This is a genomic window from Sulfurihydrogenibium sp., assembly GCF_027448985.1.
In the GTDB taxonomy this organism is placed as follows: domain Bacteria; phylum Aquificota; class Aquificia; order Aquificales; family Hydrogenothermaceae; genus Sulfurihydrogenibium.
Genome location: NZ_DAIDMN010000050.1, coordinates 1 through 10674 on the forward strand (window position 1 = coordinate 1; position 10674 = coordinate 10674).

The 10674-nt window shown below is 33.4% G+C and carries 13 protein-coding genes and 2 pseudogenes; 4 read left to right on the forward strand and 11 right to left on the reverse strand.

The features are described from left to right. Positions 1-101, forward strand: a pseudogene (locus tag NE054_RS08520) (KH domain-containing protein); the annotation flags it as partial. A gap of 13 nt (positions 102-114) precedes the next feature. On the opposite strand, the pseudogene era reads toward NE054_RS08520, so the two are convergent. The 4 genes and pseudogenes from era to aspS form a co-directional block, all read right to left on the reverse strand. Further along, a pseudogene (gene era / locus NE054_RS05330) lies at positions 115-600 on the reverse strand (GTPase Era); the annotation flags it as partial. A 15-nt stretch (positions 601-615) separates the two neighbouring features. Continuing rightward, a complete protein-coding gene (gene truA, locus NE054_RS05335) occupies positions 616-1350 on the reverse strand; it encodes a tRNA pseudouridine(38-40) synthase TruA (RefSeq protein ID WP_297889478.1) in 735 nt (244 codons plus the stop codon). Positions 1351-1416: 66 nt separating this feature from the next. Continuing rightward, positions 1417-1800 (reverse strand): rhodanese-like domain-containing protein, encoded by a 384-nt coding sequence (locus NE054_RS05340; protein WP_297889481.1) that lies wholly within the window; start codon positions 1798-1800, stop codon positions 1417-1419. Then, the gene (aspS, locus tag NE054_RS05345; protein WP_297889483.1) at positions 1797-3608 is read right to left on the reverse strand and encodes an aspartate--tRNA ligase; all 1812 of its coding nucleotides are present in this window, start codon (positions 3606-3608) and stop codon (positions 1797-1799) included. The genes NE054_RS05340 and aspS overlap by 4 nt, the downstream gene beginning before the upstream one ends. Before the next feature lie 62 nt (positions 3609-3670). Here aspS and atpC point away from each other — a divergent pair, with 62 nt between their 5' ends. From atpC to NE054_RS05360, 3 genes are read left to right on the forward strand one after another with little or no spacing between them, the layout of a single operon-like run. Continuing rightward, entirely contained in the window at positions 3671-4075 is a 405-nt protein-coding gene (atpC, locus tag NE054_RS05350; RefSeq protein ID WP_297889486.1) for an ATP synthase F1 subunit epsilon, read from the forward strand. Between the two features lie 7 nt (positions 4076-4082). Next, positions 4083-4829 carry a methyltransferase gene (locus tag NE054_RS05355; RefSeq protein WP_297889488.1) on the forward strand — a complete coding sequence of 249 codons (747 nt, stop codon included), beginning with the start codon at positions 4083-4085 and terminating at the stop codon, positions 4827-4829. Further along, complete coding sequence (locus NE054_RS05360) at positions 4817-5083, forward strand: cupin domain-containing protein (RefSeq protein WP_297889491.1); 267 nt, start codon at positions 4817-4819, stop codon at positions 5081-5083. Before NE054_RS05355 ends, NE054_RS05360 begins: the two co-directional genes overlap by 13 nt. On the opposite strand, the gene NE054_RS05365 is transcribed toward NE054_RS05360, so the two are convergent. The 7 genes from NE054_RS05365 to rpe form a co-directional block, all read right to left on the reverse strand. Then, positions 5066-5668, reverse strand: a complete 603-nt coding sequence (locus NE054_RS05365; RefSeq protein WP_297889494.1) for a molybdenum cofactor guanylyltransferase — start codon at positions 5666-5668, stop codon at positions 5066-5068. The two genes, NE054_RS05360 and NE054_RS05365, sit on opposite strands and share 18 nt — an antisense overlap. Beyond that, positions 5661-6611, reverse strand: coding sequence for a cysteine synthase B (gene cysM / locus NE054_RS05370; protein WP_297889497.1), 951 nt, complete (start codon positions 6609-6611; stop codon positions 5661-5663). The genes NE054_RS05365 and cysM overlap by 8 nt, the downstream gene beginning before the upstream one ends. Before the next feature lie 68 nt (positions 6612-6679). Beyond that, on the reverse strand, positions 6680-7540 hold the full coding sequence (gene truB, locus NE054_RS05375) for a tRNA pseudouridine(55) synthase TruB (RefSeq protein ID WP_297889500.1): 861 nt from the start codon (positions 7538-7540) through the stop codon (positions 6680-6682). Next, entirely contained in the window at positions 7509-8753 is a 1245-nt protein-coding gene (locus NE054_RS05380) for a folylpolyglutamate synthase/dihydrofolate synthase family protein (protein ID WP_297889503.1), read from the reverse strand. Before NE054_RS05380 ends, truB begins: the two co-directional genes overlap by 32 nt. After that, positions 8737-9519 (reverse strand): prolipoprotein diacylglyceryl transferase, encoded by a 783-nt coding sequence (gene lgt, locus NE054_RS05385; protein ID WP_297889507.1) that lies wholly within the window; start codon positions 9517-9519, stop codon positions 8737-8739. The genes NE054_RS05380 and lgt overlap by 17 nt, the downstream gene beginning before the upstream one ends. Positions 9520-9529: 10 nt before the next feature. Continuing rightward, positions 9530-10069, reverse strand: coding sequence for a peptide deformylase (gene def, locus NE054_RS05390; protein ID WP_297889509.1), 540 nt, complete (start codon positions 10067-10069; stop codon positions 9530-9532). Between the two features lie 23 nt (positions 10070-10092). Further along, on the reverse strand, positions 10093-10674 hold a 582-nt coding region (rpe, locus tag NE054_RS05395; RefSeq protein ID WP_297889512.1), incomplete at its 5' end, for a ribulose-phosphate 3-epimerase.

Sequence of the window (10674 nt, forward strand, 5' to 3'; positions counted from 1 at the left end):
AGGATAACCATAAAGGAATAATAATAGGGAAAAAAGGACAGATGCTTAAAAAAATAGGTATGCAAGCAAGAGAAGAGATGGAGATTCAGGTAGGTATTTTTTAATTGTTTCTATAAGTTCGTCTATATTTATGTTTTTTATAGCCGAAATTGGAACATACTCTTTGAAATCGTATATTTTAGTTGATTCTTCTATCAGTGGTAGTAGTAAATCTCTTTGTATTTTATCAATTTTATTAATTGCAAGTATTGTAGGTTTGTTGTATTTTTTTAGATAGTTCTCCACTATCTCTTTATCTTCTTTTGTCCAACCTTTGTCTGCTTCAATAATCATCACTATCACATCTGCATCTTCCATACTTGCCACTGCAGATTCCATAACAGATTTTGTTAGTAAATCTCCGCCTTTTTGAACTCCCGGTGTGTCTAAAAATATTATCTGAGCATCTGGAAGATGTTTTACTCCAAGAATTCTCATTCTTGTAGTTTGAGGTCTTGGACTTACTATACTCAACTTTGTCCCTAATATATTGTTAAGTAGTGTTGATTTTCCCACATTTGGTCTTCCTATCAATGCTACAAATCCAGCTTTAAAACTCATAACTTTCTCCCTTTTTTAGTAATATACTTCTTTTAAATATAATCCCTCTGGCGGAGCTAAAAATTTACCTTTAGAAGGATTCTTTGATTTTAATATTTCTTCAAACTCTTCTACAGTTAAACTTCCTCTACCAATGGCAACTAAATGTCCTATGATTCTTCGAACCAAATTCCTCAAAAAGTGTGAGGCTGTTATTTCTATATCTAATATTTTACCATCATAAAAAATTTTTATCTCTCTTAAATCTATTTCTTTTCTTTTATAATCTCCATCTTTTGCCAATGCAGATAAATCTCTATACTTTTTTAATACTTCAATTGCCTCTAACATTCTAACAATATCTAACTTTTTATCAAAATACCATCCTCTACCATATAAAAATGGGTCTGGTTTAGTGTAGATTCTGTATAAATAGGTTTTTCCTTTTGCTGAAAATCTTGCGTGAAAGGATATATCTACTTCTTCAACTTTTTTTATACAAATGTCCCTTGGTAATTTTGCATTAAGGTAAGAGTAAATAGTATTTGGAGATTTATGAAAGGATGTTTTAAAATTCGCAACTTGATTTAATGCATGGACTCCAGCGTCTGTCCTTCCGGATGCTATTAATGTAATTTTTTCTTTAAACAACTTTTCAAGTAGTTCCTCTATTATCTGTTGTATTCCTATAGCGTTTTTTTGTCTCTGCCAACCACTATACCTTGTTCCTATGTATGAAATTGTAAGTTTGTAGTTATATTTTTTTTCCATAAAAATATTATAATGGAAAAAACCGGTTTTGCTATAATAAAACCGGTTGATAACACTTTCATAGGCTTACTTTTTCATTCCATACTCTACAGGTAAATTTTGTTTTTTCCAATCTATTATTCCATTTTTTAGGTTGTAAACATTTTTGAAACCGTTTTGTTCTAAAAATTTTGCGGCAAGAGAACTTCTATTTCCGGAACGGCAGTACACCAATATTTTTTTATTTTTAAACTTTTCTAAATCTTTAATATACTGAGGTAGAACTTGAACTGGAATTAAGATGGAACCTGGAATATGCCCGTCTTTTTCGTACTCTTGAGGTGTCCTAACATCAAGAATAATGATGTCTTTTTCTTTTTGGATTGTTTCATAAAAAGTTTTAGAATCTAAGTCTTGGTATGCAAAGGAAATACCTATTACTAATAGTAATGTAAAAATTATCCTTTTCATTTTTCCTCCTCGATTTCTACTGTTATTCCCAACTCTTTGAGTTGTTTTTCTGATACATAATCTGGAGCACCGGTTAATGGACATATTCCTTTTTGTGTTTTTGGAAAAGCTATTACGTCTCTAATACTTTCGCTTCCTGTCATAAGAGCTAATATTCTGTCTAATCCAAAGGCAAGTCCACCATGAGGTGGTGCTCCATAGCTTAAAGCTTCTATTAAGAATCCAAACTTTTCTTTTGCTTCTTCTTCTGTTATGTTTAGCAGTTTAAATATTTTTTGTTGGATATAAGGAGTGTGTATCCTTATTGAACCTCCTCCTATCTCTTCTCCGTTTAAGACCATATCGTAGGCTTTTGATTTAAATGTAAGTGCTAACTGTGGATTTTCTAATGCTTGGTCCAACTTTTCTATGTCTTCATCTTTTGGACTTGTAAATGGATGGTGGATTGCAACAAGTCTGTTTTCTTCTTCGTCCCATTCCAAAAGTGGAAAATCCACTACCCATAAAAATTCTAACCTGTTTTTGTCTATTAAATTAAGTTTCTCTGCCAAATGTTTTCTTAAAAATCCTAAAACTCTGTGGGTTATCTCTTTCTTATCTGCAATAAATACGAGTAGGTCTCCCTCTTGGGCTTGCATTTTATCAAAAAGTTTTTGTTTTTGTTCTTCAGTAAAGAATTTTAGTATCGGTGATGTTGCTTCACCGTTTTCAATTTTTACCCATGCCATACCTTTTGCACCAAACTTTTTGGCATACTCTGTAAGGTCGTCTATCTCTTTTCTTGAGAATTTTGCACCACCTTTTACATTTATACCTTTTACCAATCCTCCTGATTTAGCCACATCGTTGAAAACTTTAAATTCCACTTCTGAAGCTAAATCTGTTATATCTACTAACTCTAAACCGTACCTTAAATCTGGTTTGTCTGTTCCGTACCTGTTTATTGCTTCTTCGTAAGACATTCTTCTAAATGGTATCTTTATATCTATTCCAAGGACCTTTTTGTAAACATACTGAATAAGAGCTTCTGATAAACTCATAACATCTTCTTCTGAAACGAAGGACATTTCTAAGTCTATCTGGGTGAATTCCGGTTGTCTGTCCGCTCTTAAGTCTTCATCTCTAAAACATTTTACTATCTGAAAGTATCTTTCTAATCCGGCTACCATAAGAATCTGTTTGAAAAGTTGAGGTGATTGTGGAAGGGCGTAAAATTTCCCTTTTTCTAACCTTGATGGAACTAAAAAATCTCTTGCACCTTCCGGCGTTGATTTGGTTAACATTGGTGTTTCTACTTCTATAAATCCGTTTCCTACCAAAAACTCTCTTACCGCTTGATACACTTCATGGCGTAAAATTATATTTCTTTGCATAGATGGTCTTCTAAGGTCAAGGTATCTGTATCTTAACCTTACTTCTTCACTTACTTTTATGTTGTCTTCTATTTGGAATGGTAAAACTTCACTTGTATTTAGAATTAAAAGGTAGTCTGCTGCAACTTCTATGTTTCCTGTTTTCATTTTTGGATTTTCTGTTCCTACAGGTCTTCTGTTTACCGTTCCTTTTACTCCTATAACGTATTCTGACTTTAATTTTTTTGCTTTGTTGTAAAGTTCTTCCGATATTTTTGATGGGTCAAATACAACCTGAACTATTCCTTCTCTGTCTCTTAGGTTTATGAATAAAACACCACCATGGTCTCTAACTGTATCTACCCAACCAAGTAATCTTACCTCTTCTCCAATATTACTTTCGTTTAAATCTCCACAGTAGTAGTCTCTTTTGAACTCTTTTAACTGGTCTGTCATCTATATCTCCTATAGGTAGTTTTATGTTATAATTATATCAAAACTTTGGTGTTGGAGGAGTTATGTATAAACTTGATGTTGTTACTCCCCTTGGAAATGTGTTTAGTGGTGAGGTTTTTCAAACCGTTATAACGACGGCTGACGGTGAAATAGGTATACTAGAAAACCATATGCTTCTTTTGACCAATATAACACCCGGTAAGATTAGAATTGAAAAAGCAAACGGTGAAGTAAAAGAGATGGCTGTAACTTATGGTGTTTTAGATGTTGCAGGTGATAAGGTTATAGCTCTGATTGAAGAAGTTTTTGAGTTAGATGAGATTGATGTGGAAAACGAGAAAAGACTTTTGGAAGAAGCTAATTCAAAACTACAAGCCGAAGGCTTAACAGAAGAGGAAAAATCTCATTACGAAAAACAAAAACAAAGGGCGGAAACTTTATTAAATCTTGCTTCTGCAAAAGTTTAATGTTCATTTGAATGATGATGAAGACCTTTCTCCTTTTATCAGGGGGAAGGTTTATGTGGTTCAAAAGAAAGAAGGTTATAGATTTAACATAGACAGTCTTTTTTTAGCTGATTTTGTTAATATAAAATCTTCTGGAAAACTGATAGATTTAGGTACAGGAAGTGGTATAATTTTGATTCTTCTTTCACTAAAATATAAAAATTTACAATTCTATGGTTTGGAAGTTCAACCGGAACTTTATCATTTGGCTGAGAAAAACTTTGTGATAAATGATGTTAAAGTTGATTTGAAGTTGGTTGATGTTAAGGATGTAAAGAGTATTTATCCTCATCAGTTTTTTGATTATGTAGTTGTAAATCCACCTTACTTTAAATCCGGAGAATACAAGAATATTCAGGAAAAGATAGCAAGGTCGGAAGTTCTTGCTACTTTAGAGGACTTTATAAAGGCTTCTTGGTACTTGCTGAAAAATAAAGGTAAAATTTTTATGATAGTTCCTGTAGAAAGGTTATCTGAAACTATTCAACTACTAAAAAATTACAAGCTTCAACCTAAAAGGTACAGGTTTATACATCCTTCTGTTGATGAGAAAGCGACTCATTTTATGTTTGAGGCTATAAAACAGGCTAAGGAAGGTGGAGAGGTTGTAGAAAGTCCTTTGGTGGTTTATGAAAATCCAAAGGAGAAAAAGTATGCTAACTACGTTTGGAATATGCTTGAAAACTATCCGGAGCATAGACAATGGCGGATTTAAAACCTTTGATAGAAAAGCTTGAGAAAATGGGTTATAAAAACATTTACTCATGGTGCGATGAGCCTGGAACATACTACGATTGGCATGCTCACAAGTACGATGAGGTAAGGTTGGTTTACAAAGGCTCAATAATAATAGGAACACAAGAGAAAGTTTACCATCTAAAAGAAGGAGATATTTTAGAAGTAAAAGCTGGAACGAAACACTGGGCAAAAACTCAAGAGGGTGTTTGCTATTTATGTGGTAGTAAGTAAAATTTTTTCGTAATCTTGGGGAGTATTTACACTGTAGTAAGATAAGAGTTGGCTGTCTATTTTTTCTATTTCTTCTTGATTTAAGTAAAGTACGTTTAGATTTTCTATCCATCCAATCAACGATTTTGTTTCTCCATAAAGATTTTTTGAGTTTAAGACTGCGTTTTTTTTGTAAAGGGTGTTCAATGGCTGAATTTTGTTGTTTACAACAGGTATAACTGCATCGTAATTTTGTATTTTTTCAAAGTAAAAATCTATCAGGTTTTCGTTGAGTAAAGGTGTATCGCAAGTGGCTATAAATACATACTCGTTTTTTATAAAATCTGCCACTGAAGAGATTGCATTGAGTGGTCCTTCATAAGGTTGTAAGTCTTTTACTACTTTAAAATTTATTCCTTTTAAGTGTTGCCTGTACATTTCCTCATCTTTGTTTACACTTAGGATTATCTCATCACATTTTTTTGATAGTTTTTGAGTTATTATCTGTAAAAATGTTTTGTCTTTTAGGATTAAGAATGCTTTGTCGGTTCCCATCCTTTTACTTTGTCCACCTGCAAGGATTACACAGGATACTTTTTTACTCATAATCGTAAAGGGCAGTGGTTAGATATTTTTCTCCTCCATCTGGACAGATGAAAACTATCACTCCTTCTTCTATCTCCCTTGCTATTTTTAAGGCTGCTTCAAAGGCTGCTCCAGATGATTGTCCCACAAATATACCTTCCAACCTTGATAGTTCTCTTGCTCTTTGGTAAGCTATATCTGTTCCTATAAACATTGTTCTATCAAGTCTGTTTTCGTCGAATATTCCGGGTTTTATAGATGTTTCTATGTATTTTAGTCCTTCTATTCCATGAAATGGGCTATCTGGTTGGACTCCTACTACCTGTATATCCGGATTGAATATTTTTAACCTTCTTCCCGTTCCCATCACCGTCCCACCGGTTCCTATTCCGGCAACGAAATGGGTTATTTTTCCTTCCGTTTGGTTCCAGATTTCTACCGCTGTAGAATCAAAATGAGCTTTCCAGTTGGCATCGTTGTTATATTGGTCTATGTAGTAGTATTTTTCTGGGTACTTTTCTACCAATTTTCTTACGTATAATATCGCTCCATCTGTACTTTCCAATGGGTTTGTAAAATGGATTTTTGCTCCAAAGGCTTTTATTATCCTTTTTCTTTCTTCACTAACATTGGCAGGCATCGCAAGTTCTACTTGATATCCAAGGGCTGTTCCAACCATTGCAAGTGCTATTCCTGTGTTTCCGGATGTTGCATCTATAATAACCTTGTCCTTTGTAAGTTTTCCACTGTTTATGGCTTCTAAAATCATTCTTGTTGCTGGTCTGTCTTTTACAGAGCCTCCCGGATTATAACTTTCAAGTTTTGCGTATATTTTTACATTTTTTTTCTTTATATCATCAGGAATACAACGGTTTAGTTCCACTAACGGAGTGTTTCCAACAAGTTCCAAAATAGATTTTCTCGTTTTTCTATATCCTTCGTCGTGTTGTCCTAATATCCACATAAAATTTTATCCCTCATTTAAGTTAAAACTAACAGTATTATATCAGTTATAACATTAGTTAGAAAATGCTAACTCAAAACAACTTCCGGTTTCAAAACTCCTTCTTGATATTTTCCAAGACCTAAAAGGTTTTGATTTTCATCTAACACTTTATAAATTCCGGATTTATTTAAATCTAAATTTATTTTTTGACCTGTTTTAAACTTTTTTTCTGTTTGGCTGTTTAAAGTTATACTATCAAAGAAGTAAAGGGCATCTTTTATTGGAATCAATTTATTTTCTATCTCTTGTGAGGTTAAGGTTAGTATTTTTTCAAAATCTGTTGCGTTTTCTAAGGAAAATTCTCCTACTTTTGTTCTTATCAAATCACTCATGTACGCACCACAACCGAGTTTATCTCCAATATCTTTTATCAAAGACCTGATGTACGTTCCAGATGAGCAATCCACTTTTATCTTAAAGTATGGAATGTTTATTTCCAAAATTTCTATACTGTGTATATTCACCTTTACCGGTTTTAAAGGTGGCTGCAGACCTTTTTTTGCAAGTTGATAAGCTCTTTTTCCTTCTATTTTTTTTGATGAGTAAGGTGGTGGCATCTGGTCGTACTCTCCAACAAACGAGCTTATAACTTCTCTTAGTTGATTTTCTGTTATGTTTACCGGATTAGATTGGATAACTTTTCCTTGTGAGTCGTAAGTGTCTGTGATTTCACCAAGTTTTCCTTGGGCTATGTACTGTTTGTCTAACTTTTGCAGGTATTGGGTAAATCTTGTTGCTTTTCCTACGGTTAAAACCATCAATCCTGATGCTGCGTAATCAAGAGTTCCAGTATGTCCAACTTTTTGATTTATATGTTTTTTTATCTTTATAACCATATCGTTTGAAGTTATAAACTTAGGCTTGTTTACTAAAAGAATTCCATCCATCTAAAACCTCTCCAACTAAATACAAAGAACCTGTAATAAATATAAGGCTTTCATAATTTAAGTGATTTTTTACTTGGTCTAAAGCTTCTTTCCAACTTTCTACGAAATTTTTCTCTCCTAAAGCATGAAAATCTTCCTTTGTCATTCCTCTTGATACGTTTATTTTTGTGGCTATAGTGTAATCTGAGTTTTCTTTTATTATCCTATACATTTTTTCTATGTCTTTGTCCTTTAAAAATGAGTATACGGTTATTATTTTTTTGACTTTAAATATTTCTTTGAGTTCTTCGAAACTTTTTTGTAGTCCTTCTTCGTTATGGGAGCCGTCTACTATAATCAACGGATTTTCTGATAGTATCTGCATTCTACCTTGCCAAAATGTGTTTTTTAAAGCTTTTTTAATTGTTTCTTTTTCTACTTTTATACTGTTTTTCTCACAAAAGACCAAAAAGGATGTTAGTGCTGTAGCTGAGTTTTCTATCTGTCTTTTCCCTATCATTGAAAGTTGAACATCTTTAATTAAGAGGTCTTTGAAATGATAATCAAAAAGGTTGTGATTTTTCTCAAAAACTTGAAAATCTTTATCTTTCACGTAAAACTCTTTTATATTCCTTTTCAGTAACCAGTTTATTATCTGTTTTTGATTTCTACCTATAACTGCTGGTCTGTCTGGTCTTGTTATCCCTGTTTTTTCAAAGGCTATTTTGTCTAACGTATCTCCCAAAAGATGCATGTGGTCGTAAGATACGTTTGTTATAACTGACACATCCGGATATAAAACATTTGTAGAGTCCCATCTGCCACCAAGTCCTACTTCCACAACAGCAATATCCACCTTTTCGTCCCAAAAGTATTGAAAAGCCAAAAGTGTACAAGCTTCAAAGTATGTAAGTTGATATTTTTGTATAACAGGTAAGAGTTTATCTATATATTTTTCAAGTTTTTCTTGGGTTATGTTTTGTCTGTTTATCTGCCATCTTTCGTTTTCTTCAATTAAATGAGGTGATGTGAAAAGTCCGGTTTTAAATCCACTATGTCTAAAAAGGCTTTCTAAGTAAGCTGATGTTGAACCTTTTCCGTTTGTTCCGGCTATTAGAATAGATTTAAAATTTTTGTGAGGATTTCCTAATTCACACAGTGCATCGGTTATTCTTTCTAATCCCGGCTCAATGTTGAAAACTTTTTTTTGGAAAAAGTCAAACAGTTTTTTCATTTTTCCTTTTTAGATAGACAAAGAGAACTATCCCAGATAAAACCATAAAAAGGGTGATGATTTGGTTCCAAGTAAGTCCTATGTAAGGTAAAGGTGGTGTTACTCCTCTCCAAAATTCTAGTAAAAACCTTTCTATACCGTATAAAATCAGATACAGAGAAAGAATCTGACCGTCAAAAGCTTTTTTTCTGTATGTGAAAAACAATATAAAAAATATTGTAAGATTACCTATCGCTTCCGCTGGCTGAGTAGGGTAAAGAGGTATTCCTTGAGGTGCAAGACAGTGCTGGTTTGGAGGAAATACTATGGCAATATCTTTAAAAGGAGAGTCCACAGGGACAGGTTTTCCATGACAGCATCCGGCTGCTGTACATCCAAGTCTTCCAAAAAAGTGTCCTATAGGAATCGATACTCCGGCTACATCTGCAAGTTTAAAAAGAGGAAGATTTTTAACTTTAATGTAGATTAAAGCTGTAAGAAGACCTCCTATAAATCCACCAAACCAATCTATTCCACCATTCCATATGGCGAAAAAATCTATAAAAGATGTAAAGTCTTCTTTATGTTCTATTATATATGCTACTCTTGCTCCTACTATACCACCTAATACGGTTAATATAAAAAGGTTCTCGTAATTTTTCTCAGGTATGCCTTCTTTTTTGGCAAAGTACAAACCTACATAAAAGCCTACCAACAAACCTATGGCTGTTAGTACTCCATAGGTGTGTATTGAAAAGTTTCCAATAGTTATTAAATCTGGGAACATCTTTTCTCCTTCACATTGTTTCGTACTGATTTTCTTTCAAAGATTTTAAATACTTGTCTAAAACTAACTTTCTTTTTAACGGAGAAAGGTAGTTTATAAAAGGTATACCGTTTAAGTGGTCTATCTCGTGCTGTAAAACGATAGCTAAGAACTCGCTACTTTCCACTACTACGTCTTGACCTTTCTCATTTTTCGCAACAACTTTAACTCTTTTTGCCCTTGGAATTGTTATCTGGACTCCTGGAAAACTCAAACATCCTTCCGTTGACATCACCTGCCCTTCTTTTTCCACTATTTTAGGGTTTACTAAAACGAGTTTAACTGGTTTTTCTATCTCTCCTTCTTGTTTTTTTTCTCTGATGGTTGTGTCTATGACAAGTATTTGATAGGGAATACCTATCTGGTTTGCCGCAAGTCCAACACCTTCTTCTTTGTACATAAATTCCCACATTTTGTTTATATAATCTTGTAATCTTTCATCAAAAAAATCCACTTCTTTTGTAGGTTCTTTTAAAATTTTATCTGGCCAAGTTCTTATTCTATACTCCATTTTTCACCTTCCAAAAAATTTTTTTACACACAAATTTCCATAAGCTGTTTTAATATTCTAACATTTTCTTTTATATCACCTTTAAAAACCGCACTTCCGGCAACGAATATGTTTACTCCAAGGACAGATAGGTAGTTTATGTTGTCTTTACTTACTCCGCCATCTATCTGTATTAGGATATCGTTTCTTCCGGATTGTTCCATCAAAATCAGTAGTTTTTTAACTTTTTCAGCTGTCTGAGGTATAAACCTTTGACCACCAAATCCTGGATTAACGGACATTATAAGAACATAATCTATGTAGTGTATTATTTCTTCAAGGGTGTTAACAGGTGTTGCCGGATTTAAAACTACTCCTGCTTTTGCTCCATTTGATTTTATAAGGTCAACAACTCTGTGGGAATGTATCGTTGCGTCCATATGGAATGATATCATATCCACTCCGGCTTTTATAAAATCCAAAATGTACCTTTCCGGCTCTACTATCATTAAATGGGCATCAAATGGAAGTTTTGTAATTGGTCTTATGGACTCTACAACCGGAATGCCAAAGGTTATGTTTGGTACGTATCTTCCATCCATTATATCAAGGTGAATTATGTCTGC

Excerpts from the sequence above, each read along its gene's own strand:
- truA (WP_297889478.1), bottom strand. The coding sequence starts at position 1,350 with ATGGAAAAAAAATATAACTACAAACTTACAATTTCATACATAGGAACA.
- NE054_RS05340 (WP_297889481.1), bottom strand. The coding sequence starts at position 1,800 with ATGAAAAGGATAATTTTTACATTACTATTAGTAATAGGTATTTCCTTT.
- def (WP_297889509.1), bottom strand. The coding sequence starts at position 10,069 with ATGGAGTATAGAATAAGAACTTGGCCAGATAAAATTTTAAAAGAACCT.
- lgt (WP_297889507.1), bottom strand. The coding sequence starts at position 9,519 with ATGTTCCCAGATTTAATAACTATTGGAAACTTTTCAATACACACCTAT.
- NE054_RS05365 (WP_297889494.1), bottom strand. The coding sequence starts at position 5,668 with ATGAGTAAAAAAGTATCCTGTGTAATCCTTGCAGGTGGACAAAGTAAA.
- cysM (WP_297889497.1), bottom strand. The coding sequence starts at position 6,611 with ATGTGGATATTAGGACAACACGACGAAGGATATAGAAAAACGAGAAAA.
- truB (WP_297889500.1), bottom strand. The coding sequence starts at position 7,540 with ATGGATGGAATTCTTTTAGTAAACAAGCCTAAGTTTATAACTTCAAAC.
- NE054_RS05360 (WP_297889491.1), top strand. The coding sequence starts at position 4,817 with ATGGCGGATTTAAAACCTTTGATAGAAAAGCTTGAGAAAATGGGTTAT.
- aspS (WP_297889483.1), bottom strand. The coding sequence starts at position 3,608 with ATGACAGACCAGTTAAAAGAGTTCAAAAGAGACTACTACTGTGGAGAT.
- NE054_RS05380 (WP_297889503.1), bottom strand. The coding sequence starts at position 8,753 with ATGAAAAAACTGTTTGACTTTTTCCAAAAAAAAGTTTTCAACATTGAG.
- atpC (WP_297889486.1), top strand. The coding sequence starts at position 3,671 with ATGTATAAACTTGATGTTGTTACTCCCCTTGGAAATGTGTTTAGTGGT.